Genomic DNA, 25,512 nt, shown 5'->3' with positions numbered 1-25,512 from the left:
TTATGATTCCCGAAAGGAACATCACAACCCATGCGCGATCTTGATCTGCAAACCCTGCGCCTGTTTGCCGCCGTGTGCGACCAGCGCAGCATTGCGCGGGTGGCCGAGCAGGAGTCCATCGTGGGCTCGGCCATCAGCAAGCGGCTGGCCCAGCTGGAAGACACCGTGGGCACGCCACTGCTGCTGCGCAAGCGCCGGGGCGTGGTGCCCACCCCGGCGGGCGAAACACTGCTGGAGCACGCCCGCACCATGCTGGCCAGCGTGGGGCAGATCGAGCGCGACATGGCCGCATATGCCACCGGCACCCGGGGCCATGTGCGCATGCTGGTCACGGCCTCGGTCATGGCCGAATCGCTGGCCGATGACGTGGCGGCGTTTCTGCAAGACCCGGCCCACCGCAGCATCCAGATCAGCATGGAGGAGCGGGTGAGCCCCGACGTGGTGCAGGGCATCCGCGAGGGCAGCGCGTCCATCGGCATCTGCTGGGACGCAGCCGACCTGAGCGGCCTGCAAACCCGCAACTACCGCAGCGACCACCTGGCCATCGTGGCGCACGAGTCGCATCCCGTGGCGCAGCTACCCACGGTGCGCTTTGCCGATGTGCTGGGTTACGAATTTGTGAGCATGCCCGCCCTGAGCGCGGTGCAGGTGCTGCTGGCGCGCGCAGCGGCGGTGGAAGGCAAGACGCTGGCCCACCGGGTGCTGGTGTCCAACTTTGACGCGGCCCTGCGCGTGGTGCGGGCCAACCTGGCCATCAGCGTGGTGCCGCGCGAGGTGGCAGCCCCTTTTGCGCAGACCGCCCCGGTGCGCATCGTGCCGCTCAGCGATGCGTGGGCGCAGCGCCGGTTTGCGATTTGCTACCGCGACGAGCAGGCCCTTTCGCCTGCGGCCCAACTGCTGGTGCAGCACCTGGCGCGCGCATCGGCCCACGAGGCGCCAGAGGCGCTGGCGTAGCCTTCGCACCACACCCCCAGCCAGGGGCTAAACCACCCTGCACGGGGGCCCAGTGCCCTGCAAAATCCTGCTAAAAACAAGCCCCAAAATCACCGGTCTACGGCATATGCACATTGCCTTGTGAGCTACCAAACTTGTAGCAAAATGGGTTCCGCGCTATAGTCTGAGCGCATTGGCGGGCCGCCCCGGCGCCCTGCTCCCAAATAACCGATCCAATACCTCGCGCAAGGAGAAGCATCCATGAGCTCCAAAGAAAACGCCGCCATCCACCAGCTGTTCGAACGGCTCGAATGCCGTTACGCGCTGCGCGTGCTGTGGGCCCTGCGCGACGGGCACCCCCAAACCTTCCGCCTGCTGCAAGACAGCGTGGGCGGCATCACCCCCAACACCTTGAACACCCGCATCAAGGAACTGCGCGAAGCTGGCCTGCTGGACCATGGCGCTGACGGCTACACCGTGACCGCCGCCGGGGCCGACCTGCTCAAGCGCCTGAACGATGTGCAGGCCTTTGCCACCCGCTGGGTCGCCGGCCGGGCCAAGAAAGCCGCCTGAAAGAACACCTGCCCCATCGCGGGCAGTCGGTTTCAGCAAAAACACCCTCTAGCGCTTGTCCAGCAAGCGCCACTAGCTACCATTTCAATAGCAAAGGATATACCATGGCCCTCACCACCACCGCCTCTGGCCTGCAATACGAAGACACCACCGTGGGCGAAGGCGCCGAAGCCACCAAGGGCAACAACGTGTCGGTGCACTACACCGGCTGGCTGTACAACAACGGTGAGCAAGGCGCCAAGTTCGACTCCAGCCGCGACCGCAACGACCCGTTCGAGTTCTCTCTGGGCGCTGGCATGGTCATCAAGGGCTGGGACGAAGGCGTGCAGGGCATGAAAATTGGCGGCAAGCGCACGCTGATCATCCCCGCAGCCCTGGGTTACGGCGCCCGCGGCGCTGGCGGCGTCATCCCCCCGAACGCCACGCTGAAGTTTGATGTGGAACTGCTGAAGGTTCGCTGAGTCACCCGCGCACTTCGCCAAACGCAAAAAAGCCAACCCATCGGGTTGGCTTTTTTCATGGGACAGAGCATTCAGGCGATGCCGGCGCGCAACGCCGTCGCTCAGCCAAACAGGGCCTTGCGCAAAGGCTCGTACTTCTCTTCTCCCACCGCCTCTTTGATCTTGGGGGCCAATGCGGCCAGGTCTTCAAAGCTGGAGGCAGACTCAACCGCCAGATTGAGCCGAAAGCCGCGCAGGCCCATGGCAGCTGTCATGGCGGTGGCCACCGGGTAAGCGTCTTTGTAGCGCTGCTGTGAGGACCGGGCAGTTTCACTAGAACCCGACTGTGCCGCCGGGGGAGTGACACCCGCCCCACCCTGGTCGGCCGCTGGTGGCAGTGAAGCACCCCCGGCTGGGGCCAGCAGGCCCTGGGCAATCATGGTCTGCACATCGTCCTGGGTGATGCCCATGGCGGCGGTGGCAGCCAGCACCTCGCTCAGGGTGCGCTTGCCATCGAACAAGATGAACGCAGAGCGTTGCCTGGACGAAAGGCCGCCGTGCCGATCTTTCAATGCTTCTTGACCTGCCTGCGTTTTGACGAAAACCATGGGGCTCCTGGAAATGAACGGGCTGCAACACTGACCACAGCCTTCCCCACAGAGTGGCACACTTGGTGACAATTGGGTATCGGGGTTTATCCATAAGCCCCCGTCCCAAAAGGCTATTGGTTCAGATTTCCAGGCGCACGCCTGTGGGCACGGGCGCGGGGCGGGTGATGCGGCTCACCACGGCTGCCGCCACAAAACCGGCCGGCACCCCAAACACCCCGGCCGAGATGGGCTGGATGCCAAACCACAGACCATCGGCCAGCAGCCAGCCAGGCAGCGCACCCCTTACGGCAGGTACGTGTGAAAGCAGGTAGTACACCGCCACCCCCAGGCCCGCCAGCATGCCTGCCACGGCCCCCTTTCGCGTGGTGCCGCGCCAGAAGATACCCATCACCATCACCGGCACAAACGCCGAAGCTGCCAGCGAGAACGAGGCAGACACCATGGTCAAAATCTCTGACGGCTTGAGCGCCGCGACAAAGGCGGCAGACAAGGCCACCGTGAGCAGGGTGAACTTGGTCAAGATCACCCGCTGCTCGGGCGATGCATCGCGCTTGGTGCCGCGGAAGTACAGGTCGCGCACCAGCGCGTTGCTGATGGTGAGCAACAAGCCATCAGCGGTGGACAACGCCGCGGCCAGCCCCCCCGCCGCTACCAGCCCCGACACCACGTAGGGCAGCCCCCCCAGTTCGGGCGTGGCCAGCATGATGAGGTCAGCGCCCAGTCGAATCTCGCCAAACTGCACGATGCCATCACCGTTCACGTCTTCGATGGACAACAGGGAACTGTCCACGCGCGCCCACTGGGCCATCCAGTTGGGCAAGGCTTCAAAGCTGCTGCCCACCAGGTTCTGCATGACCTCGAACTTCACCAGCACCGCCAGGGCGGGCGCGCTCAGGTACAGCAAGGCAATGAAAAAAAGCGACCACGCCACCGAGGCCCGCGCTCCAGCCACCGTGGGTGAGGTGTAGTAGCGGGTGAGCAAGTGCGGCAACCCTGCCGTGCCCACCATCAAACAGAACATCAGCGCCAGAAAGTTGCGGCGGGCCAATTCGTATTCGCGCTGCTCTTCGGGCGTGCCGTTGGGGTCGCCCGCATAGGCCTGGCTGTGCGGCGGCAGGCCACCCAGCGGTTTGGCCCGCTCGTAGTTCTCGTGCATTTCACGCGTCCAGCGCTCGCGGGCAGAGGCGACGTCGCGCGGCAAGGCGGCCAGTTCGCGGCTGGCCGAAACAATCAGCCCCACATCGGCGTTTTGCGCACGCAACTGCCGAATGCGCTCGCGCCCCAGTTCGCGTTCACGCTCCAGCGCACCTTCCACATCCTGCAGGCGCGCCTCCATTTCCTTGGCGCGGCGCAGGTAGGCCTGCACCACCTGGTGCTCTGCCGCCGAGTCAAGAAGCTGGGTTTCCAGCTCTGCAATCTTGCTGATCTGCTCGCCATAAACGGCTGGGGCCATGGGGTTGCCCAGCTGCTTGTAGGCCAGCCACGACACGGGAATCAAAAACGCCAGCAGCAGCACCACGTACTGCGCCACCTGCGTCCAGGTGATGGCACGCATACCGCCCAAAAACGAGCACAGCAGCACGCCCCCCAGGCCCAGCATGATGCCGATCTCGAACTGCACCCCCGTCAGGCGCGAAGCGATCAACCCCACGCCATAGATCTGCGCCACCACGTAGGTGAACGAGCACATCACCGCCGCCAGCGCTGCAATGATGCGCGGCCAGCGCCCGCCAAAGCGCACATGGAAAAAATCGGGCACGGTGTACAGCCCCATGGCCCGCAGGTGCGGTGCAATCAGCATCGCCACCAGACAAAACCCGCCCGTCCAGCCCAGCAGGTAGGCCAGCCCACCGGCCTGCCCCGAAGTACCCGAAAAGCCCTGCAAGTACAGCGCCCCCGAGAGACTGATGAACGAGGCCGCGCTCATCCAGTCGGCGGCGGCCGCCATGCCGTTGTACATGGGCGGTATGCGCCTGCCTGCTACGTAGTACTCGTCGGAGTCTGACGTGCGGCCATACACACCGATGCCGGCGTACACCATCACGGTGAGGAAAAGAAAGATCGGACCGATCCAGTGGCGCGACAGCCCCTGGCTTTCGGCCCAGGTCATGAGTGCCAGAAAGCCCAGCACCCCCAGCACGTACAAGATGAAAAACTGGTGAGGCCGCAGCCAGGCGGGCAAACGGACACCCCGCCTGCGGCGGGCCTGGCTAGCCACGGCGGTGCTCCGATGGTTGCGCCCCTTCAGCCGATGCAGCACTGGCAGCCTGGGCGTCCTGCCGCTCGAACCGGCTCATGGCCCAGGCGTACACCACCACGATGGCGATGAACACCAGCACCGCCCCCTGGGCGGCAATCCAGTAGCCCAAAGGCCATTCGCCCACCACGATGTCCTGCAGATCGCGAGCGAAATAAGTGGCGACAAACGACGCCAGCACCCAAACAGCCAGCAGGACTGCCTTGAGCCACAGGTGGCGAACGTCGTGCAGATCGGGAGGGAAAGGCCCCGCGAGTTCGGGCTCGCGGGGCGGAGTTTGCTGGGGGCGTAGCGCGGAAGGTCGCATGGATCAGAAATCCCTCACGCCTGCGATCTCATGCGCCGCCCCGCTGGCCAGGCGTCAGCCGGCCAGTTGCTGCCAGGTGGCCACCACGCTGTCAGGGTTCAGCGAAATGGAAGAGATGCCTTCCTTCGCCAGCCACTGTGCAAAGTCAGGGTGGTCGCTGGGGCCCTGGCCGCAGATGCCGATGTACTTGCCCTGGGCCAGGCAGGCCTTGATGGCCTGGTGGATCAGCACCTCGACAGCCGGGTCGCGCTCGTCGAAGTCCTGCGCCAGCAATTCCAGGCCCGAGTCACGGTCCAGACCCAGGGTGAGCTGGGTCAGGTCGTTGGAGCCGATGGAGAAGCCGTCGAAGAACTGCAGGAAGCGCTCAGCCAGGATGGCGTTGCTGGGCACTTCGCACATCATGATGACCTTGAGGTCGTCCTTGCCGCGCTCCAGGCCATGGGTGGCCAGCAGCTTGGTCACACGCTCGGCCTGGCCCAGCGTGCGCACAAAGGGCACCATCACCTGCACATTGGTCAGGCCCATGTCATTGCGTACGCGCTTGAGCGCTTCGCATTCCATCGCAAAGGCTTCGCCGAAGTCTTCGCTGATGTAGCGGGCCGCACCGCGGAAGCCCAGCATCGGGTTTTCTTCCTCTGGCTCGTAGCGGCTGCCGCCGATCAGCTTGCGGTATTCGTTGGACTTGAAGTCCGACAGGCGCACGATGACGGGCTTGGGCCAGAAAGCGGCGGCGATGGTGGCCACGCCTTCGGCGACCTTGTCCACATAGAAAGCGCGGGGCGAGGCATGGCCACGGGCCACAGATTCCACGGCCTTCTTCAGGTCGGCGTCGATCTGGGGGTAGTCCAGAATCGCCTTGGGGTGCACACCAATGTTGTTGTTGATGATGAACTCCAGGCGCGCCAGGCCCACGCCCTCATTGGGCAGCTGGGCAAAGTCAAACGCCAGCTGGGGGTTGCCCACGTTCATCATGATCTTGGTCTTAATGGGCGGCATCTCGCCGCGCTGCACTTCGGTCACTTCGGTTTCGAGCAGGCCGTCGTAGATCTTGCCGGTGTCACCCTCGGAGCAGCTCACCGTGACCAGCGTGCCGTCTTTCAGGCGCTCGGTCGCGTCACCACAGCCCACCACGGCCGGAATGCCCAGCTCGCGCGCAATGATGGCGGCGTGGCAGGTGCGGCCACCGCGGTTGGTGACGATGGCGCTGGCGCGCTTCATCACGGGTTCCCAGTTGGGGTCGGTCATGTCCGTCACCAGCACATCGCCGGGCTGGACCTTGTCCATCTCGGCAATGTTGTGTACGAGGCGGACGGGGCCGGTACCAATCTTCTGGCCGATGGCGCGGCCCTCAGCCAGCACCGTGCCGTGGCCCTTGAGCTTGTAGCGCAGTTCGGCCTGATCCTTGGCCTGGCTCTTCACGGTTTCAGGGCGTGCCTGCAGGATGTAGAGCTGGCCGTCGGTGCCGTCCTTGCCCCACTCGATGTCCATGGGGCGGCCGTAGTGCTGCTCGATCACCAGGGCGTAGTGGGCCAGTTGCTCCACGTCGGCGTCGGTCAGCGAGTAACGGTTGCGCTGCTCGGCAGGCACGTCGATGGTCTTGACCAGCTTGCGGGTGGCGGCCTTTTCTTCAGGTGTAGAGAACACCATCTGGATCAGCTTGGAGCCCAGGTTGCGGCGGATCACGGCCTTCTTGCCAGCCTTGAGCATGGGCTTGTGCACGTAGAACTCGTCGGGGTTCACGGCGCCTTGCACCACGGTTTCGCCCAGGCCATAGCTGCTGGTGATGAACACCACGTCTTCAAAGCCGGATTCGGTGTCGATGGTGAACATCACACCGGCCGCGCCCAGGTCCGAGCGCACCATGCGCTGCACACCGGCCGACAGGGCCACCACGTCGTGCTCGAAACCCTTGTGCACGCGGTAGGAGATGGCGCGGTCGTTGTACAGCGACGCGAACACTTCCTTCATCTTGTGCATGACTTCGTCGATGCCCACCACGTTCAGGAAGGTTTCCTGCTGGCCAGCAAACGATGCGTCGGGCAAGTCTTCGGCCGTGGCAGACGAGCGCACGGCAAACGATGCGTTGGGGTTGCCAGCGCTGAGCTTGGCAAATTCGTCGGCAATGGCTTTTTGCAGGTCAGCCGGGAAGGGCTGTGCCTCGACCATGGCGCGAATCTCGGCGCCGACCTGTGCGAGAGCGCGCACGTCCTCGGTGTCCAGGCTCTTGAGCTTGGCGCTGATCTTGTCGGCCAGGCCATCGTAGGCCAGGAATTCGCGGAACGCGTGGGCGGTGGTGGCGAAGCCCGTGGGCACACGCACGCCTTGCGGCAGTTGGGAGATCATCTCGCCGAGGCTGGCGTTTTTACCGCCAACGGCCTCGACATCGGTCATTCTCAGGTTTTCAAACGGTACGACCAGGGCGGTCGGGCTGAAAAGTGCAGACATGGGAAAGCTCCAGAAGTTGAAACCGGGTCTGCATGCCGGGCCCGTCGTGGCCTCTGGCAAGCGGCCATGCGCAGGCTGCAGCTTTGTCGTTGTGGTTGTAGGCCGACGGTACGCATGGTGAGAATTTGGATAATTGCGGCAATTGTAGGCCCCTGCTTCTGGCAAAGGGCTGACGCTTTTAAAAAGGGCCCCCATGCACTCGCGAACTGTATTTTTTGTGTCAGACGGCACCGGCATCACTGCGGAGACGTTCGGCAACGCCATCCTGGCCCAGTTTGAATTCAAGCCCCGCCATGTGCGCCTGCCCTTCATCGACACGGTGGACAAGGCCCACCAGGTGGTGCGCCAGATCAACCACACCGGCGAGGTGGAGGGCAAAAAGCCCATCGTCTTCACCACGCTGGTGGATATGGAAGTGCTCAAGGTGATTCAGGACGGCTGCAAGGGCATGCTGCTGGACATGTTTGGCACCTTTGTGCACCCGCTGGAAGAAGAGCTGGGCATCAAGTCGCACCACCGCGTGGGACGCTTCTCGGACGTGAGCCGCAGCAAGGAATACAACGACCGCATCGAAGCCATCAACTTCAGCCTGGCGCACGATGACGGCCAAAGCAACCGCGACCTGGCGGGGGCTGACGTGATCCTGGTGGGCGTGAGCCGCAGTGGCAAGACCCCGACCAGCCTGTATCTGGCCATGCAGTTCGGCCTGAAGGCGGCCAACTACCCGCTCATCCCCGAAGACTTTGAGCGCAAGCAGCTGCCACCCGCGCTGGTGCCCTACCAGAAGAAGATTTTTGGCCTGACCATCAGCCCCGAGCGGCTGGCCGAGATTCGCAGCGAACGGCGCCCGAACTCCAAGTACGCCAGCCTGCTGAACTGCCGCGCCGAGGTGGCTGAGGCCGAGGCGATGATGCGCCGCTCCGGCATCCGCTGGCTGTCCACCACCACCAAGTCCATCGAAGAGATCGCCACCACCATCCTGCAGGAAGTGCGGCCCGAACGGCTGATGTACTAAAGCCCCCTTCGGGATCGCAGCGGCCAGCGCAAGTTACTATTTTTTTGATAGCGCCTTGCGCTTACGCTGATTCGCTTCCAGGGTGATTTGCTCTCAACACGAGCAACCCACAGAAGCCGCACCCAAGAAAAAAGCCTGGGCCACTTTCGCGGCCCAGGCTTTGCTACTATTTTTATAGCTTCTGGCGCTTATTCAGCAAGCGCTGCAGGCCATTTTTACCTCAAACCGCTGCAGGCGTGCGGATCAGGTGGTCGAACGCGCTCAGGGCGGCTGTGGCACCCGCACCGGCGGCAATCACGATCTGCTTGTAAGGCACCGTGGTGCAGTCGCCGGCGGCAAACACGCCGGGCACGTTGGTGTGGCCCTTGGCATCGATCACGATTTCGCCGAACTTGGAGAGCTCGACCGTGCCCTTGAGCCATTCGGTGTTGGGCACCAGGCCGATCTGCACGAACACACCTTCCAGCGGCACCAGGTGCTCTTCGCCGGTGGCACGGTCCTTGTATTTCAGGCCGTTCACCTTGCCGTCGGCACCGGTGATTTCGGTGGTCTGGGCGTTGGTGTGGATGGTGACGTTGGGCAGGCTCTTGAGCTTGTTCACCAGCACTGCGTCGGCCTTGAGCTGGTCGGCAAACTCGATGAGGGTGACGTGGGCCACCACGCCAGCCAGGTCAATGGCTGCTTCAACACCCGAATTCCCGCCGCCGATCACGGCCGTGCGCTTGCCCTTGAACAGGGGCCCGTCGCAGTGCGGGCAGTAGGCCACACCCTTGTTCTTGTACTCGGCTTCGCCGGGCACGTTCACGTTGCGCCAGCGGGCGCCGGTGGACAGGATCACCGTCTTGGCCTTGAGCGAGCCGCCGTTGGCCAGCTGCACTTCGATCAGGCCGCCGGGCTGCGCGGCGGGGATGAGCTTGTCGGCGCGCTGCAGGTTCATGATGTCCACGCCGTAGGCGCGGGTGTGGGCTTCGAGTGCGGCGGCAAACTTGGGGCCGTCGGTTTCGAGCACCGAGATGTAGTTTTCAATCGCCAGCGTGTCATTGACCTGACCGCCAAAGCGCTCGGCAGCGACGCCGGTGCGGATGCCTTTGCGGGCGGCGTACACCGCCGCTGCGGCACCAGCGGGGCCACCGCCGACGATGAGCACGTCATACGCATCCTTGGCGCTGAGCTTGGCGGCTTCGCGGGCGGCAGAGCCGGTGTCGAGCTTGGCGACGATTTCTTCCAGCGTCATGCGGCCCGAGCCAAACAGCTGGCCGTTCAGGAACACCATGGGCACGGCCATGATTTCGCGCTTGGTCACTTCTTCCTGGAAGGCGCCGCCTTCGATCACCGTGGTCTTGATCTTGGGATTGAGGATGGCCATGAGCGACAGGGCCTGCACCACGTCCGGGCAGTTGTGGCAGGTCAGGCTCATGTAGACCTCGAAGTTGAAGTCGCCGTCCAGTGCCTTGACCTGGTCGATCACATCCTGCTCGACCTTGGGTGGGTGGCCGCCCGTCCACAGCAGGGCCAGCACCAGCGAGGTGAACTCGTGGCCCAGGGGCAGGCCGGCAAAACGCAGGCTGTTGGTGGCGCCTACGCGCTGCAGGCTGAACGAGGGCTTGCGGGCGTCGTTGCCATCGGTGCGCAGGGTGATCTTGTCGCTGCGCAGGGACTGGATGGTTTCGAGCAGCTCGCGCATGTCGCGGGCGGTTTCGCTGTCGTCCAGAGAAGCCACCAGTTCAAACGGCTGCTGTACGCGTTCCAGGTAGGCAGAGAGTTGCGATTTGAGTTGGTCGTCGAGCATGGTGGCTTCCTAAAAATTCGAGTTGTGGTCTTGTAGGTTTAAGGGCTTCAGGCGATTCATTCAAGCCTGATGGCCAAAATCCGGGCGAAAAAAAGCCGGACGGCATGGCGCAAGCACCATGGCGCTGTCCGGCTTTGGGGAGCACGCCGGTTGCGGCGCGCTCAGCCGATGCATGAAGCGGCTTAGATCTTGCCGACCAGGTCCAGCGAAGGAGTCAAAGTCTTGGCGCCTTCCTTCCACTTGGCGGGGCACACCTGGCCGGGGTTGGCGGCGGTGAACTGGGCAGCCTTGAGCTTGCGCAGGGTTTCCGACACGTCGCGGGCGATTTCGTTGGAGTGCACTTCCATGGTCTTGATCACGCCATCGGGGTTGATCACGAAGGTGCCGCGCAGGGCCAGGCCTTCTTCAGGAATGTGCACGCCGAAAGCGTTGGTCAGCTGGTGGGTTGGGTCGCCCACCAGAGGGAACTTGGCCTTGCCCACCGCGTCGGAAGTTTCGTGCCACACCTTGTGCGAGAAGTGGGTGTCGGTGGTCACGATGTAGACCTCGGCACCAGCGGCCTGGAAGGCAGCGTAGTTGTCAGCGGCGTCTTCGATTTCTGTGGGGCAGTTGAAGGTGAACGCTGCTGGCATGAAGATCAGCACAGACCACTTGCCCTTCAGGCTTTCTTCCGTCACGGTGATGAATTCACCCTTGCCGTTGCGGTTCACAAAAGCTTCGGTCTTGAAAGGCTGGACTTGCGTATTGATCAGGGACATTGCTGTTTCCTTAAGGGGTTGGTTGACAGAACAGACTGAAGTCTAGGCTTTTTGATGCAATGCATCCAATTAATTGATTTGATTGAATCAATTGCCAATGACTATTCTATGACACGCCATCCGGGCGCCAAGGGGCACTCTACCCCTTTCCCTTGGCATGGGGCTCCGGCGGGGATACTCGCGCAGGGGTTTGGCTTGTCAGGCACCAGGGTACCCCCCACAATCGCACGTCGATAACCCACAAGGAGGCCCCATGAAAGGCGACCCACAAGTCATCGCGCACCTGCAAGCGCAACTGAAGAACGAACTCACCGCCATCAACCAGTACTTCCTGCACTACCGCATGCTCAAGCACTGGGGCTTCGACAAGCTGGCCAAGAAGGAATACGAAGAATCCATCGGCGAGATGAAGCACGCGGACTGGCTGATGGACCGCATCTTCATGCTCGACGGCCTGCCCAACCTGCAAGACCTGGGCAAGCTGCAAGTGGGCGAGGATGTGCCAGAAATCCTGGCCTGCGACCTGCGCTCGGAACAAGGCGCCCAAGCCACCATCAAGGAAGGCATGGCCCACTGCGAAAGCGTGCGCGACTATGTCTCGCGCGACCTGCTGCAAAAGATTCTGGACGACACCGAAGAGCACATCGACTTTCTGGAAACCCAGATCGACCTCATCGAAAAGGTGGGTTTGCCGAACTACCTCCAGTCCCAAATGGGGGATGCTGACTGAGGCGTTGCCCCCCTCCGGGGCGCCCGGCGAGCCGCCGTGCCATGGAACGGGCCTGCGGGCCCGTTTTTTCCGTCTGCACCAGGCGGCCCGCTCACTCTCCAACCGCATCGGTCTGTTGCAACCTTGCGCCAACGCAAGCAGAACTTTACAAACAAAATAAGAATGCTTCTCAATAACTGTAGAATTCCGCGCTAGCAAGCCAGCACGAACGGGACCCCGCCGGGTGCAGCCAGCCTTTGGATCAACCCAGACTGGAGCCCCTGCCCATGCCTTGCCGCCGCCCCCTTTGCACCCACTTTCCGAGCCTCTCGGTGCAGCCATGAAAACGGCCCGAGTGGACTGGCGGTACCGCCTCACCGTCTTGTCGCGCACCCTGGCCGCCGCGTTGGGGGGCTATGCACTGACGGCAGCGTTTGCCGGGGCGTTGTCGCTGGCGCTGGCCCAGGCCATGCCCCGGGTGGATGCCGTGCTCACCGCCACCATGCTGGCATGGCTGGTGTACGCCGCCGCAGTGGCCTGGGTGTTTTATGCACGCACCAGCTGGGGCGCCTGGCTGGGCATGCTGGCACCCGCCGCCGTGATGGGCGCCATGGCCATGGCGCCGCGCTGGCTGGGGGCTGCGGCATGAGCACGATGCCCACCACTGAGAGCGCCCTGCCCGCACCGGCAAGGGCCAAGACCCCAACCAAGGCCCCCAACGACCGCGAAGGCTTTCGCCAGGCCATGTCGTGGCTGCACACCTGGGCGGGGCTGGTGCTGGGCTGGCTGCTGTTTGCCATCTTCCTCACCGGCACGCTGTCGTTCTTCCGAAACGAGCTGAACCTGTGGACGCACCCCGAGCTGCACGGCTTGCCCACCACCGCAGCAGGCACAGAGACCAACACCGCTGAAAAAGCCCTGGCTGCGCTGCACCGCAAGGTGCCCGACGTAACCCAGTGGATCATCCACCTGCCCGACGAGCGCGATCCGGCTGTGAATGTGCTGTGGCGCGGCAGTGGCAATGGCCGCTTTGAAACCCTGCGCATGAACCCGCAAACGGGCGAGCCAGTGGACATCCGCCAGTCCATGGGCGGCGACTTCTTCTACCGTTTTCACTTTGAGCTGCGCACCGCGCAAAAGGGCCGCTGGACGCTGGAAGGCCGCTGGGTGGTGGGCGTGGCCACGCTGCTCATGTTCATGGCCCTGCTCACCGGGGTGGTCACGCACCGGCGCATCTTCAAGGACTTCTTCACCTTCCGCCCCGGCAAGGGCGGCCAGCGGGCCTGGCTGGATGCACACAACGTCTCAGGCGTACTGGTGCTACCGTTTTACTTGATGATCACCTTCAGCGGGCTGATGATCTTCCACTCGATGTACCTGCCCAGCGGCATCGCCACAGCGTATGCCGGGGCGGATGGCAAGGTGGACTCGAACACCTACTTTGCCGACCTGCAAGGCGACCAGCCCGAGCGCCGGGCCCGGCGCGAGCCAGGCGCCAAGGTCGAGCCCCTGCCGCTGATCCCTGTGGCCACCATCCTGGCTGCCGCCCAAAAGCACTGGGACGGCGGCCGCATCGGCTCCATCCAGGCGCGGCGCGATGCCAAAGGCAAACCAGTGGTGGAAGTCACCCGCCACGAGGGCGACCGCCTGCAATACCGCCCGCCCCGCCTGCTGTTTGATGCCACCACCGTACAACCCGTGGGCGAGCTCAACCCCACCAGCGCCGCCGTCACCACCTACGGCGTGCTGTACGGGCTGCACATGGCACGCTTCGCCAGCCCCGGCCTGCGCTGGGCATTGTTCGGTTTTGGGCTGCTGGGCTGCCTGATGATTGCCACCGGCATGGTGCTGTGGTCCGTCAAGCGCAGCGCGCAGGCCCAGCGCAAGGTTGCTGCCCAGGCCACCCCGGCCCCACAGCGACTGCCGCTGGGCGAGCGCCTGGTGGCAGGGCTGAACATCGGCACCCTGGCGGGTCTGCCTTTGGCTTGCGCGGTGTTTTTGGCGGCCAACCGTCTGCTGCCGCTGGAACTGCCCCAGCGTGCAGACACCGAGCTGGCCTGCTTCTTCGCCACCTGGGGCCTGGCCCTGGTGTGGGGCCTGCTGTGCCCCCGCCGCCTGGGCTGGACGGCAGTGATGGGCCTGGCTGCTGCGGCATGGGCGCTGCTGCCCGTGCTCAATGCCCTGACCACATCCACCCACCTGGGCGCCACGCTGCCTGCGGGCGACTGGACCTGGGCGGCGCTGGACCTGGCCTTCCTGGCCGCGGGCGCCGTGCTGGGTGCCGTGGCGTGGCACCTGCATCGCCGCAGCCCCGCCCCTACAACCCCTGCCAAGCGCGCGGCCCGCACCCACGCAGCGGCGCCCCAAGCCCCCACACCGGCAGCGCACGCCGTGCCCAACGCGGCCTCGGAAATCACCGCAGGAACCTGAAGCCATGTCTGCCTTTCTGTTTTGCTTTGCCGCCTGGCTCGCCATGGCCCTGGGCATGGACAAACACCACGAAGACGCCTTGGGCCGCGAGGCTTCCCCCACGCGCCTGCGCCACCTGCGCAGCGCGGGCTGGGTGATCTTGCTGGCATCGCTGTGGCTGGCCACGCGCACACCGGCCGGCGTGCCCGCCTCCTTGGGCGTCACGGCATGGGCTGTGGCCCTGTCGGTGGCCGCGGTGGCCGCCACCGCGGCCCTTACCTGGTTGCCCCAGCGCGCTCCGCCGCTGGGCGCCGCTTCGCTGGCAGCAGGGCTGCTGGCGTACGTCGGCGGCCTCTAGCCCGGCGGGCTCCGCCCCCCAGCAAACGCTCTTTTGATGCGGCGCCGCCGTGCGCAGGCAGACGTCTGCGCGGCTGTGCAACGCCCCTGTGTTTTTTCACTCTCGTTACAGGATCCACCATGCATTCATCTTCCATGCCCCGTGTGCGACACCCTGCGCCCCTGGCCCACACCCTCAGCCCCCTGGCGGCCGCCGTGTTGCTGCTGGCCTGTGGCAACGCCCTGGCCCAGGGCACGCCAGCTGACACCAGCGCCCCCAAGGCATTGGGCGAAGTCACCATCAAAGCCACGCCGCAAGGCGACAGCTACACGCCCACGGCCACCTCCACCGCCACCAAAGGCAGCGCACCCCTGCGCGATGTGCCGCAGGCCGTGAACGTGGTGCCAGCCCAGTTGTTGCGCGACCAGGGCGCCCGTTCGATGGAAGACGCGCTGCGCAATGTGCCCGGTGTGGCCATGAGCCATGGCGACGGCCAGCGTGACCAGGTGGTGATTCGCGGCTTCACAGCCATTGCTGACCAGTTTGTGGACGGTGTCCGCGACGATGCGCTGTACTTCCGCGACCTGGCCGATATCGAGCGCATCGAAGTCCTCAAAGGCCCGGCCGCCGTACTGTATGGGCGCGGATCTTCAGGCGGCCTCATCAACCGCATCACCAAGAAACCGCAGTTTGGCGAGACCTCTGGCGAAGCCTCTGTGGGCGTGGGCAGCTACGCCTGGCGCCGCGCCACGGCCGACCTGAACGTGGGCATCAGTGACACGGCGGCCTTTCGCCTCAATGCCGCCGTGGAAGACTCTGACAGCTACCGCGACCAGCAGTTTGTGAAGCGCCACAACTTCGCCCCATCCCTGGCCCTCAAGCTCGCGCCGCAAACCGACCTGCTGCTGCAATACACCCACGCCCGCGACAAGCGCCTGACGGACTTCGGCATCCCGGCCCTGAACGGCCGCCCAGTGAACGTGGCGGCTGGCACCTACTACGGCTCCAGCAACGCCGCGCAGGACGACACCACCACCAGCGCCATGCAGTCATTCACCGCCACGCTCAACCACCGGTTCAACGACGACTGGTCCGTGCGCAACGTGACCCGCGTTTACGACTACGCACTTGACCGCTACAACACCCTGCCCGGCGGCACCACCGACCCGGTCACCATGACCGTGGGACGATCACGCGCCTTCATCCTGCGCGACGAAAAGGGCGTGTTCAACCAGACCGACGTGACCTGGCGTAACCAGCTCGGCGGGCTCCGGCAAGAGTGGCTGATGGGCATGGAACTGGGCCAGCAAAAGAAACGCTCGGAATCCGTCTCGGGCGGGGCCGACCGGGTGTCCATCCTCAACCCCAGCGCCGCTGCGCCCGTGATTCCTGCGGCCAACTACAACGCCGACAACGCCATCCCCAGCCACACCACGCAAGACACCGCCGCGCTGTATTGGCAAAACCAGATCACCCTGGCCCCGCAGTGGAAGGCGCTGATTGGGGCGCGGTATGACGTGTACGGGCAGGAAACGCGCTACGACCGCAAGCTCGCCACCCTCTCGCGCACCGACAAAAAATTCAGCCCCCGCGCCGGGCTGGTGTGGCAGCCCAGCGATACCGTTTCGTACTACGTGTCGTACAGCAAGTCGTTCCAGCCATCGGCCGAGGCGTTTGCCTTGTCCGCCAACAACACGGCGGCCGCACCGGAAATCACCCAGAACAAGGAGATTGGCGTGAAGCTGGACCTGCTGGGCGGCAAGCTGAGCGTGACGGGTGCCCTGTTCAACCTGGAGCGCACCAACATCAAGAACACCGACCCGGCCAACCCCTCGCGCCAGATCAACGTGGGCACGCAGCGCACCAACGGCTTTGAGCTGACCGCCAGCGGCCGCCTGCCTGGCCGCTGGGACGTGAGCGCGGGCTACGCCTACCTGGACGGGCGCACCACCAAGTCGCTGGCCACCACCAGCTCGTCGCAGCTGCCCGTGGTGGCCGTGCCTGCCCTGGGCAAGGTGCCCTCGCTCACTCCGCGCAACAGCGCCTCGGTGTGGGTGATGAAAGACCTGGGCCAGGGCCTGCGCCTGGGCGGCGGCGTGAGCCATGTGGGCGAGCGCTTCACCTCCCTCACCAACCTCGTCACCCTGCCCGCCTACACCACGTTCGACGCTGCCCTGCAGTTCGCGCTGGGCGAGTGGGATCTGGACGTGAACGTGAAGAACCTCACCAACCGCAAGCACTACGTGTCGGCCCACGGCAGCAACGACAACCTGATCCTGCCGGGCTCACCCCGCGCCGTGCAAGTCACGCTGCGCACGCACTTCTGAGCACCGTGCATCCACCGGCGTGCGCATGGCCTGCGCGCGCCACTTCAAGCCAAATTGGCCTGCAGCGCTTTATCCATAAGCGCCAGCAGCTTCTATTTTGATAGCAAATACCCAATGCAGTGGAGAAGACACCCCCTGCGCAGGCACCCGGTGGTCCCGCCTGCACACCCTCCCGCTCCAGAAGAGACGCACGCGGCGTTCTGGCAGCGGGCTTTTTTCCAACACCACCACTTTCACCACCACATCAAATACAAACAATTCCTATTTGCAATGTAAAATTCAGGTTTTCTGCAAGCCACAGCCTCCCCTTTAGACCCGCTCTAAGGCTGCCGCCAGCACCCACCGTCTTTCGATGTTTTCGGGTTGTCTGGCTTGAACCACTCCTTCCTCACCGCTACTGACGCCGCCCTGGCCGCCCCGCACTGCGGGCTGGCCCTGCGGACGTGCGCCTGCGCAACCTGCTGAACCCTGCCCCCACACCATGCTGAGCCCCACCGCCCTTCGCCGCTGGAGCTGGACCCACAAGTGGTCCAGCCTGGTGTGCACCGTCTTCATGCTGCTGCTGTGCATCACCGGCCTGCCGCTGATCTTTCACCACGAAATCGGCCACCTGCTGGGCACCGAAGTCGAAGCGCCCGCCATGCCCGCCAACACGCCGCGCGCCAGCCTCGACCAGGTGCTGGCCACCGCGCAGGCGCTGCACCCGGACCGTGTGGTGCAGTTCGCATCGCCTGCCGAGGACGATGACAACGTGTGGTTCATCACCCTCACGCCCACGCCAGCGCCCACCGATGATTTCCGCTCGGTGGCGGTGGATGCGCGCACGGCCCAGGTGCTGGCGCAGCCCCGGTTTGACGAGGGCTTCATGCATGTGATGTTCCGCCTGCATGTGGACCTGTTCGCAGGCCTGCCGGGCAAGCTGTTCCTGGGCTTCATGGGCTTGCTGCTGCTGGTGGCCATCGTCACCGGGGTGGTGCTGTATGCGCCCTTCATGCGCAAGCTGGCGTTTGGCGAGGTGCGGCGGGACCGCTCCACACGCGTGAAGTGGCTCGATCTGCACAACCTGCTGGGCATCGTCACGCTGGTGTGGGCGTTTGTGGTGGGCGGCACGGGCATGATCAACACGTGGGCCGACCTGCTCATCAAATACTGGCAGTACGACCAGCTCTCGCTGCTACTCAAGCCGTATGAGGGCCAGCCCATCGTGCCCGCTGCAGAGCGCGGGCCGCTGCAGCAGGCGCTGGAGGCCGCGCAGGCCCAGGCGCCGGGCACCAAGCTGTCGTTCATTGCGTTCCCCGGCACGGCGTTCTCCAGCCCGCACCACAACACGTTTTTCCTGCGCGGCAATGAGCCGCTCACCTCCAAGCTGCTCAAGCCAGTGCTGGTGGATGCGCGCACGGCGCAGGTCACCGCCGCGCCCCAGCTGCCCTGGTACCTGACGGCGCTGCTGGTGTCGCAGCCGCTGCACTTTGGCGACTACGGCGGCATGCCGATGAAGATCCTCTGGGCGCTGCTCGACATCGCCACCATCGTGGTGCTGGGCAGTGGGCTGTACCTGTGGCTGCGCAAGGGTGTGCAGGCGGCCAGCCCTTCAGTCCACGCGGCGGACAAGTCTGCTGGCGTTTTTGCAGGCGGCGCATTGCCTGCATCGGGCGCAGCGCGCTCCACCGAGGGCGCTGTATGAACAAGCACCGCCGTTTCTGGGCCCTGTGGGGCTGGCCCATCGTGATGGGCGTGCTCACCACCACCGGGCTGCTCACGGCCCTGGTGTCTGACACCTGGGGCGATTGGTGGTCGTGGGCAGCGCTGGGTGTGCCGGTGGCGGTGATGGGCTGGTACAGCTGGCCCCGCAGATCCGCAGCCACTGCACACGCCGTCCCACCCCCCACCAATCCATCCGGCACGTCCGGCGCATCTCCGCGCTGAGTTTCTTGTTTCCTTGATCGCATCCTCCATGCATTACCAACCGTCACCCTGCGCCGCCCCTCTGCTGCGCCCTGCGCTGTCTGTCACCCCCATTGCACTGGCTGCGGCCGCGATGGTGCTGGCCCTGGCCACACCCGCGCTGCATGCACAGCCCACCGCAGCCCCCACCGCGGCGGGCGAGGGCAAGGCCCTGTCCACCGTCACCGTCAACGCCAGTGCCGACGCATCGGCCCAAGGCCTGTCGCCCGCCTACCCCGGCGGCCAGGTGGCGCGCGGCGCGCGTGCGGGCATTCTGGGCACGCGCGATGCGATGGACACGCCGTTCTCCGCCATCAGCTACACCAACGAATTGATCCTGGACCGCCACGCCCGCAGCGTGGGCGATGTGCTGCAAAACGACCCCACCGTGCGCGTGGCGCGCGGTTTTGGCAACTTCCAGGAGTCGTACTTCATTCGCGGCTTCCTGCTCGACTCGGACGACACCGCCTACAACGGCCTGTACAGCCTGCTGCCACGCCAGTACATCGCCACCGAGCTGTTTGAGCGCGTGGAGGTGTTGCGCGGCGCATCGGCCTTTTTGAACGGTGCCAGCCCCGCAGGCGGGGGCATTGGCGGCAGCACGCAACTGGCGGCCGACATTGCCCGCCGCTTTGGGCCCGATGGCAACACCGGTGGCTACCCCGGCTCGGGCTACCTGACGGTGAGCGCCCCGAGCACCGTAAGCCTGAGCGCCAGCGTGGATTTCTAAGCCTCCGAACGCTCACTGGGCGCAGGCTCTGTGCAGCCCGCTGCACAGCATGGGCTGCACCCAAAAACTTTAAGTCAAAACAGCCACCAGCGCTTATTTAGCAAGCGCAGGCAGCTATCAAAACATGAGCGTTTTCATCCCTACACCTGTGGGGCTGGACGTGCTCGCCCTGTGATTTCTGCAAACCCGTTTTAACCCACCGCAAGGAGCTGACTGCCATGAACCAACGTTTGAACACCCGCGCCACAGGCCTGACCCGCAGCCTGATCGCCGCCGCCCTGCTCGCCACCACCGGCCTGGCCGCACAAGCCCACCAGGTGTGGCTGGAGCACAGCGGCAGCCAGGCCAAACTGCACTTTGGTGAATACAACGATAACGTGCGCGAAACCTCGCCCGGCCTGCTCGACAAGTTCAAGGGCGTGCCCGTGCTGGAACAGACGGTGGAAGGTGCCACGCAGCGCGTGGAAGGTCAGCTGACCAAAGAAGCTTTCACCTACACCACCGCCCCCAACGCCGAGACGTTGTTTGCCGACGCTGCCTACCCGCTGATCGACCGCACCAAGGCCAACCTGCCCCCGCTGCTGTGGAAGCCCACCGCCCGCTGGGTGGCCAGCCTGGCCAAACCCGTGGCCCCCACTGCTGCACTGGACCTCGTTCCCACCGGCAAGCCCGGCCAGCTGAAGGTGGTGTTCAACGGCGCCCCGCTGCCCAAGGCCAAGGTGGAGCTGGTGTCCCCCTCCGGCTGGGCGCGTGAAGCCACCAGCGGCGACGACGGCACCGTCACCTTCGCCCTGCCCTGGAAGGGCCAGTACGTGGCCGAGGTCAAGCACAGCGACAAAACCCCTGGCGAGGCCCAGGGCCAGAAGTACGGCGAGGTGAGCCACCTCATCACGCTGAGCTTTGTGCAAGCCGAAGGCATGGCGTCGCCTGCGCTGCCTGCTGGCCACGCACACTGAATAAAAATGGCTGTTAGCGCTTGATACACAAGCGCCAACAGCTATATTTTTAATAGCATCAACTTGAATGCTGCCGCTGGCACTGGCGGTAAGCCAGTGCGGCGGCGCTCACCCTTGCAGGGCCAGCGGCCGGTGGCGGCCTCTGCGCGCCACGGTGGCGCGGCGCCACACCTTCAGCACATGCCGCACCGCGCGGGCCAGGGCTTCGTCCAGCGCGGTGCGCCAATCGCCTGCCACCGAAGACACCACCACCTCGCCCGCGCCATCGGTGCGCAAGGCAATCTGGCAGCGCTTGTCCAGCCCGCCGCGGGGGCCATTCACATCAGCCAACTGCACATCGGCCCTGGGCACCAGGGCATTCAATCGCCGCAGCGCAAACCGCACGCGGCGCTCCACGGTGTCACGCATCAAGGCGGCTTCGGGGTGGCGAGACTTGAAAAGTATCTGCATCAGCGTTCTCCTTGGTTGGAGCCCTCACCTTAGTGCCGGACATGCCGCCGTCACAGCAGGTTTTCTCAGAACATGGCCTCTAAAAAACCTGTGTCGCCGTCACTAGCGACATCCAGGTCATTTCGATAAAACCAACGCAGTGCTCACAAAAAACCTGCTTGGTTGCACGGGTGGGAGGCCACACATTCAAGGCTGTGTTCACCACCCAGGAGATGCTCCATGAAAACCCCTCGCACCTTGCGCCCCACGCTATTGCAGCGCCTGCGGGCCTTGTGGGACCAGGCCGTGCACAGGCTTTGGCATTGGTCTCAACGCAGCACCACCACACGGGCGCCCGTCCTGGTACCCGTGCGTGTGCGGGATGAGCGCCACCTGCCGCACCACCCACAGCACCAGAGGCAGCGCTATCACCCCTACCGCGACTAACCATCACCATCGAAACCACCCACACACACTTGGAGGAAACCACCCCATGCGCAGCTACCCCCGCAACAGTCCCCAGGCCGCCGCACGCATCGTTGCGCTGCTGTTGATTGCCGACGGCCATGTCAGCCGCTCGGAAATGGATGCCCTGTACGGGCGCGACATTGAGCACGAGCTGGGCTTACCACCCAGCGCATTCGGCAAGGTGCTGCACACGCTGTGCGAAGACCTGCTGATGGGCATGCGCGACCGGCGTTTGCTCACAGGCCACATCGACGATGCCACGCTGGCCGCGCTCCTGGACGAAGTGACCGATGCCGTCCTGCGCCAAAAGGTTTTGTACTTTGCCGATGCGGCCGCCACCGCAGACCAGCATGTGGCATCGGCCGAGGCGTGGGTGATGGAAGCAGCGCTGAAGCGCTGGCACATGGAAGAAGCCGCAGCCCAGGCTTGAGGCACCGGCAACTTGCCTACCGCGGCGAGCCGCCCCCGTGCGCAGCAGCCACCATCTGGCGCACCAGGGGATGGTGCTGCCCCCGGCGCGACCAGATGGCGTGCACTTCTTCGTGAATGTCGGGGCTGTCGCCCAGCAGGCGCAGCCCGCGCACCAGACCCACATCCTGCGCACCCAGCTGGCTGACGGGGAACACCCCCAGCCCACGCGCAGCAAACACCGCCAGCAGGGCGCTGTCCTCAAACTCGCCCACCACCCGGGGCCGCAGGCCCAGGTCGTGAAACCACCCGTCCAAGGTCGTGCGCAACGGCGAATGCACGGTGGGCAGCAGCACCGGCAATTCCTGGAGCGACTGCGGAAACCGGTCACGCGCGGATTTCTTGACCAGCGAGGCCGGCCCGTACCACTGCACCGCAGTGCGTGCCATGCGCTCGCTGGAAAGCCGCTGGTTGGGATTGCGCGGCGTGGCCTGGCCTGCCAGCACCACGTCCAGCTGGTGCAGCGCCAGTTCGGACAGCAGCTCGTCAAACTCCCCCTCGTGGCACACCAGTCGCAATTGGGGGTGGGCCAGCACGGGCTCCAGCAGCGCATGGGCTGCCAGTTTAGAGATGCCATCCGACAGCCCGACCGACAGCCGCGCCACCGGGCTGCTGGCCGCTTCACGCACTTCCTGGGTGATGCACTCACCCAACTGAAAGATGGCTTCTGCCCGCGCGTAGGCTGCCTGGCCCGCCTCGGTCAGGGCCACGCCACGGCCCGAGGGCTTGAGCAACTGGTGCCCCAGGGACTTTTCCAGTTCTCGCACCTGCGCGCTGATGGTTTGCACGGCCATCTGCAACCGGTCTGCCGCGCGGGCAAAGCCGCCTTCCTTGGCAACCATCCAGAAGTAGTACAGGTGACGGTAGTTGAGCATGCACCCTCCGGTTCGAAAAAACCGAATACTAGGTTCGAGCCAGGCTGGTGTCTATTTCTCGTCGCCATCCCCATACTGCACGCCTGTATTTCACTAAAGGAAACGACCCATGTTCTATGCCATCAGCTGGTTTGTCTCGTTGTCGTTGCTGGCGATCTGGTCGCTGCTGTGCTGGGGCGTGCATGCATTCACCGTGTGGGCCATGTCCAGCGCTGGCGCACTGGCAACCGGTGCGGCAGGCGCTGCATCAGTGCAGGCCGTGCTGCTGCCTGCGTGGCTTCAAGGGTGGATACCGCCCGAGCTGCTGCAAACGCTGGAGAGCTGGGTCACGTCCGCAGGCCCCATGTTGCAAGGTGTGCTGGAAAGCGTGCCCGCCCTGGCGGGCGCCGTGACCGTGCTGGCCTGGGGCATCTGGGGGCTGGGGGCGATCTTCCTGCTCGCCCTGGCAGTGGGCGTGCATGTGCTGATCAGCCTGATCAAGCGCAACGGTCGCTCGTTGGAGCAAGTAGCGCAAACGGCCCGCAGCCGCATGGCGCAAGGAGGCTGAACACGCGGCTACGCCGCCAGGCTATTCAGGCGCCGGGCGGCGTAGCGGCAGGCTTGGTTTGCATGGCGCGGTGAGCCGCCAGCACCAGCAGCGCCAAGAAGGCCACGGCGCCCCACAGCATCCAGCGCAGATAGGCGGGGGGCGATACGTCCACCCGCGCCTCACTAGGCTGTGTGGCAGCAAACACGCCATTGAGCCGCGCAGCCGCCGCCTCTGCCTCAGACAGTGCGCTGCCTCCCTCGAACTCGGCCGCAAAGACATCGCCCGCAGAGGAAGCCAAGTACAGCAGTATCCGGTCTGGCCCCTTGCGAACGTCTTTCAAACGCACCACCGCTTTCGGGTCGCTGCCCAGCGTGAACCGATGGGCCGTGGTGGCCGAAGACGTTTCGCGTTCGATGGCACAAGTGATCTGCACGTCTTTTCTGCATTCCACGCTATAGCCCCGCACCGGCCCCCAATAGGCGACGGCGAACGCCGCCACCAGCAAAGGGCCCAGCAGCAGAGGGACGATGTACTTCATGCGAAGACGCCCACGGGAGTGAAGTGGGGACAACGACAACGTGCGGGCACAGGCAGACTCGTTACGCGTTCATGATCGAGACCAGGCGCGTGTTCAAGTGCGCCTCCACCGCCTCGGAGCCACCTTCGGAGCCATAGCCCGAATCCTTCAAGCCACCGAAGGGCAGCTCAGCCGCAGGCGCAGCCGCCTGGTTGATCCAGAGCATGCCCACTTCCAGGCGCTGGGCCAGCAGGTGGGCGTATTTCAGCGAGGTGGTGAAGGCGTATCCGGCCAGGCCAAACGGCAGGCGGTTGGCTTCGGCAATGGCGTCTTCGATCTTCTCGAAACCACGCACAGCGGCCACGGGGCCGAAGGGCTCTTCGTTGAAGATGCGGGCCGACAGGGGCACGTCGTTGAGCACCGTGGGCTGGAAGAAGTTGCCTTCCGTACCAATGCGCTGGCCACCTGCCGCCAGTTGGGCGCCTTGCTGCACGGCGTCGGCCAGCAGGTCAGTCATGGCGGTGATGCGGCGCGGGTTGGCCAGGGGGCCCATCTGCGTGCCTTCAGCCAGGCCGTCGCCCACCTTCAGGTTCTGGGCGTGGCGAGCGAAGGCCGCCACGAACTCAGGGCGAATGCTTTCGTGCACCAAAAAGCGCGTGGGCGAGATGCAGACCTGACCCGCGTTGCGGAACTTGGCGCCGCTGGCCACGCGAATGGCCAGCTCGACGTCGGCGTCCTCGGCCACGATGACTGGGGCGTGGCCACCCAGCTCCATCGTCACGCGCTTCATGTGCTTGCCAGCCAGGGCGGCCAGTTGCTTGCCCACGGGGGTCGAACCCGTGAAGGTGACCTTGCGGATGACCGGGTGCGGGATGAGGTAGTTGGAGATTTCTGCAGGGTCGCCATAGACCAGGCCCACGGTGCCAGCGGGCACGCCCGCATCGGCAAAGGCGCGGATCAGCTCAGCGGGGCTGGCGGGGGTTTCTTCAGGCGCCTTGACGAGGATGGAGCAGCCTGCGGCCAGGGCAGCGGCGAGCTTGCGCACGACTTGGTTGATGGGGAAGTTCCAGGGCGTGAAGGCGGCGACGGGGCCCACGGGGTCTTTGATGACCAGCTGCTGGGCCTTGAGGTTGCGCGAAGGCACGATGCGGCCGTACACGCGCTGGGATTCGTCGGCAAACCATTCGATGATTTCTGCAGCCGACATGGTTTCCACCTTGGCTTCGGCCAGGGGCTTGCCCTGCTCTTGCACCATGATGGCGGCTATTGATTCGGCGCGTTCGCGGATCAACGCAGCGGCGCGGCGCATGGTCTTGGCGCGGTCTACGGCGGGGATGTCGCGCCAGGCTTCAAAGCCCTTTTGGGCAGCTTCCAGGGCACGGTCCAGATCGGCCTTGCTGGCGTGCGCCACCCGGCCGATTTCTTTGCCGGTGGCGGGGTTGTGCACGGCAATGGTTTTGCCGTCCACAGCGTCCTGCCATGTGCCTGCAATGAAAAGACGGGTGTGGGGGTAGCTCATGCAAAAACTCCTGTGGTGGGAACAAAAGACGGTGGCCAGCACGGGCTGTGCACCTTGGTGAGATGACTTTCAAGCCAGACAAAGTGCCGATGCCCGAGCGAACACCACACTATAGGCGCACCGCCAGCGGGCTGCCGCGGTTGTATGACAACCCGAGGCGAAGGTGG

General features: G+C 64.7%; 25 protein-coding genes and 1 pseudogene. 16 read left to right on the top strand and 10 right to left on the bottom strand.

The genetic code is table 11. From position 1 onward, the window contains the following. Positions 1-30: 30 nt before the first annotated feature. From IHV84_RS06205 to IHV84_RS06195, 3 genes are all read left to right on the top strand, one after another. The gene (locus IHV84_RS06205; protein ID WP_198846230.1) at positions 31-954 is read left to right on the top strand and encodes a LysR family transcriptional regulator; all 924 of its coding nucleotides are present in this window, start codon (positions 31-33) and stop codon (positions 952-954) included. A 240-nt stretch (positions 955-1,194) separates the two neighbouring features. Beyond that, a complete protein-coding gene (locus tag IHV84_RS06200) occupies positions 1,195-1,506 on the top strand; it encodes a helix-turn-helix domain-containing protein (protein ID WP_044399922.1) in 312 nt (103 codons plus the stop codon). A 104-nt stretch (positions 1,507-1,610) separates the two neighbouring features. Continuing rightward, positions 1,611-1,967, top strand: a complete 357-nt coding sequence (locus tag IHV84_RS06195; RefSeq protein ID WP_044399919.1) for an FKBP-type peptidyl-prolyl cis-trans isomerase — start codon at positions 1,611-1,613, stop codon at positions 1,965-1,967. Between the two features lie 101 nt (positions 1,968-2,068). Here the strand turns inward: IHV84_RS06195 and IHV84_RS06190 are convergent, their stop codons facing one another. From IHV84_RS06190 to ppsA, 4 genes are all read right to left on the bottom strand, one after another. Continuing rightward, a complete protein-coding gene (locus tag IHV84_RS06190; protein ID WP_198846229.1) occupies positions 2,069-2,554 on the bottom strand; it encodes a hypothetical protein in 486 nt (161 codons plus the stop codon). Positions 2,555-2,675: 121 nt separating this feature from the next. Then, on the bottom strand, positions 2,676-4,739 hold the full coding sequence (locus IHV84_RS06185) for a VC_2705 family sodium/solute symporter (RefSeq protein WP_198846258.1): 2,064 nt from the start codon (positions 4,737-4,739) through the stop codon (positions 2,676-2,678). A 28-nt stretch (positions 4,740-4,767) separates the two neighbouring features. Then, on the bottom strand, positions 4,768-5,121 hold the full coding sequence (locus IHV84_RS06180; protein ID WP_142081624.1) for a DUF4212 domain-containing protein: 354 nt from the start codon (positions 5,119-5,121) through the stop codon (positions 4,768-4,770). A 54-nt stretch (positions 5,122-5,175) separates the two neighbouring features. Beyond that, complete coding sequence (gene ppsA / locus IHV84_RS06175; RefSeq protein ID WP_198846228.1) at positions 5,176-7,566, bottom strand: phosphoenolpyruvate synthase; 2,391 nt, start codon at positions 7,564-7,566, stop codon at positions 5,176-5,178. A 193-nt stretch (positions 7,567-7,759) separates the two neighbouring features. Between ppsA and IHV84_RS06170 the strand changes: the two genes are divergently transcribed. After that, the gene (locus tag IHV84_RS06170) at positions 7,760-8,581 is read left to right on the top strand and encodes a pyruvate, water dikinase regulatory protein (protein ID WP_044399904.1); all 822 of its coding nucleotides are present in this window, start codon (positions 7,760-7,762) and stop codon (positions 8,579-8,581) included. Between the two features lie 220 nt (positions 8,582-8,801). Here the strand turns inward: IHV84_RS06170 and ahpF are convergent, their stop codons facing one another. Next, the gene (gene ahpF / locus IHV84_RS06165) at positions 8,802-10,370 is read right to left on the bottom strand and encodes an alkyl hydroperoxide reductase subunit F (protein ID WP_066692098.1); all 1,569 of its coding nucleotides are present in this window, start codon (positions 10,368-10,370) and stop codon (positions 8,802-8,804) included. A 182-nt stretch (positions 10,371-10,552) separates the two neighbouring features. Continuing rightward, positions 10,553-11,128, bottom strand: coding sequence for an alkyl hydroperoxide reductase subunit C (ahpC, locus tag IHV84_RS06160; RefSeq protein WP_044399898.1), 576 nt, complete (start codon positions 11,126-11,128; stop codon positions 10,553-10,555). Between the two features lie 253 nt (positions 11,129-11,381). Here ahpC and bfr point away from each other — a divergent pair, with 253 nt between their 5' ends. The 9 genes and pseudogenes from bfr to IHV84_RS06115 all read left to right on the top strand — a co-directional run bounded on the left by bfr (position 11,382) and on the right by IHV84_RS06115 (position 20,540). After that, positions 11,382-11,858, top strand: coding sequence for a bacterioferritin (gene bfr, locus IHV84_RS06155; protein ID WP_044399895.1), 477 nt, complete (start codon positions 11,382-11,384; stop codon positions 11,856-11,858). A gap of 319 nt (positions 11,859-12,177) precedes the next feature. Beyond that, complete coding sequence (locus IHV84_RS06150; RefSeq protein WP_198846227.1) at positions 12,178-12,486, top strand: DUF3649 domain-containing protein; 309 nt, start codon at positions 12,178-12,180, stop codon at positions 12,484-12,486. Positions 12,487-12,491: 5 nt separating this feature from the next. After that, on the top strand, positions 12,492-14,267 hold the full coding sequence (locus tag IHV84_RS06145) for a PepSY-associated TM helix domain-containing protein (protein ID WP_198846257.1): 1,776 nt from the start codon (positions 12,492-12,494) through the stop codon (positions 14,265-14,267). 4 nt (positions 14,268-14,271) lie between these two features. Continuing rightward, positions 14,272-14,604: a DUF3325 domain-containing protein gene (locus IHV84_RS06140; RefSeq protein ID WP_198846226.1), complete on the top strand. Its 333-nt coding sequence runs from the start codon at positions 14,272-14,274 to the stop codon at positions 14,602-14,604. Positions 14,605-14,723: 119 nt separating this feature from the next. Beyond that, on the top strand, positions 14,724-16,910 hold the full coding sequence (locus IHV84_RS06135) for a TonB-dependent siderophore receptor (RefSeq protein WP_233099823.1): 2,187 nt from the start codon (positions 14,724-14,726) through the stop codon (positions 16,908-16,910). Between the two features lie 481 nt (positions 16,911-17,391). Next, complete coding sequence (locus IHV84_RS06130) at positions 17,392-18,594, top strand: PepSY domain-containing protein (RefSeq protein ID WP_198846225.1); 1,203 nt, start codon at positions 17,392-17,394, stop codon at positions 18,592-18,594. After that, positions 18,591-18,836 (top strand): hypothetical protein, encoded by a 246-nt coding sequence (locus IHV84_RS06125; RefSeq protein WP_142081636.1) that lies wholly within the window; start codon positions 18,591-18,593, stop codon positions 18,834-18,836. Before IHV84_RS06130 ends, IHV84_RS06125 begins: the two co-directional genes overlap by 4 nt. 112 nt (positions 18,837-18,948) lie before the next feature. Next, positions 18,949-19,509, top strand: a pseudogene (locus IHV84_RS06120) (TonB-dependent receptor plug domain-containing protein); the annotation flags it as partial. Positions 19,510-19,802: 293 nt separating this feature from the next. Then, positions 19,803-20,540 (top strand): DUF4198 domain-containing protein, encoded by a 738-nt coding sequence (locus IHV84_RS06115; protein ID WP_198846224.1) that lies wholly within the window; start codon positions 19,803-19,805, stop codon positions 20,538-20,540. A gap of 108 nt (positions 20,541-20,648) precedes the next feature. Here the strand turns inward: IHV84_RS06115 and IHV84_RS06110 are convergent, their stop codons facing one another. Next, on the bottom strand, positions 20,649-20,990 hold the full coding sequence (locus IHV84_RS06110) for an HPF/RaiA family ribosome-associated protein (protein WP_044399884.1): 342 nt from the start codon (positions 20,988-20,990) through the stop codon (positions 20,649-20,651). A gap of 219 nt (positions 20,991-21,209) precedes the next feature. On the opposite strand from IHV84_RS06110, the gene IHV84_RS06105 reads away from it, so the two are divergent. Together IHV84_RS06105 and IHV84_RS06100 are read left to right on the top strand one after the other, a co-directional pair. After that, positions 21,210-21,416 (top strand): hypothetical protein, encoded by a 207-nt coding sequence (locus IHV84_RS06105; protein WP_198846223.1) that lies wholly within the window; start codon positions 21,210-21,212, stop codon positions 21,414-21,416. Between the two features lie 46 nt (positions 21,417-21,462). Then, a complete protein-coding gene (locus IHV84_RS06100) occupies positions 21,463-21,867 on the top strand; it encodes a hypothetical protein (protein ID WP_044399881.1) in 405 nt (134 codons plus the stop codon). Between the two features lie 16 nt (positions 21,868-21,883). On the opposite strand, the gene IHV84_RS06095 is transcribed toward IHV84_RS06100, so the two are convergent. Then, complete coding sequence (locus tag IHV84_RS06095; protein WP_198846222.1) at positions 21,884-22,780, bottom strand: LysR substrate-binding domain-containing protein; 897 nt, start codon at positions 22,778-22,780, stop codon at positions 21,884-21,886. A gap of 109 nt (positions 22,781-22,889) precedes the next feature. On the opposite strand from IHV84_RS06095, the gene IHV84_RS06090 reads away from it, so the two are divergent. Continuing rightward, positions 22,890-23,327: a hypothetical protein gene (locus IHV84_RS06090; RefSeq protein WP_044399875.1), complete on the top strand. Its 438-nt coding sequence runs from the start codon at positions 22,890-22,892 to the stop codon at positions 23,325-23,327. Between the two features lie 25 nt (positions 23,328-23,352). Here the strand turns inward: IHV84_RS06090 and IHV84_RS06085 are convergent, their stop codons facing one another. Both IHV84_RS06085 and IHV84_RS06080 read right to left on the bottom strand, forming a co-directional pair. Next, on the bottom strand, positions 23,353-23,847 hold the full coding sequence (locus IHV84_RS06085) for a hypothetical protein (RefSeq protein WP_198846221.1): 495 nt from the start codon (positions 23,845-23,847) through the stop codon (positions 23,353-23,355). 61 nt (positions 23,848-23,908) lie between these two features. After that, on the bottom strand, positions 23,909-25,345 hold the full coding sequence (locus tag IHV84_RS06080) for an NAD-dependent succinate-semialdehyde dehydrogenase (RefSeq protein ID WP_198846220.1): 1,437 nt from the start codon (positions 25,343-25,345) through the stop codon (positions 23,909-23,911). Positions 25,346-25,512: the final 167 nt, after the last annotated feature.

The sequence above is a fragment of the Acidovorax sp. IB03 genome (genome assembly GCF_016406015.1).
In the GTDB taxonomy this organism is placed as follows: domain Bacteria; phylum Pseudomonadota; class Gammaproteobacteria; order Burkholderiales; family Burkholderiaceae_C; genus Acidovorax; species Acidovorax temperans.
Note: the sequence above shows the minus strand (reverse complement) of the source record. Positions and strands in the feature narration are given on the sequence as shown.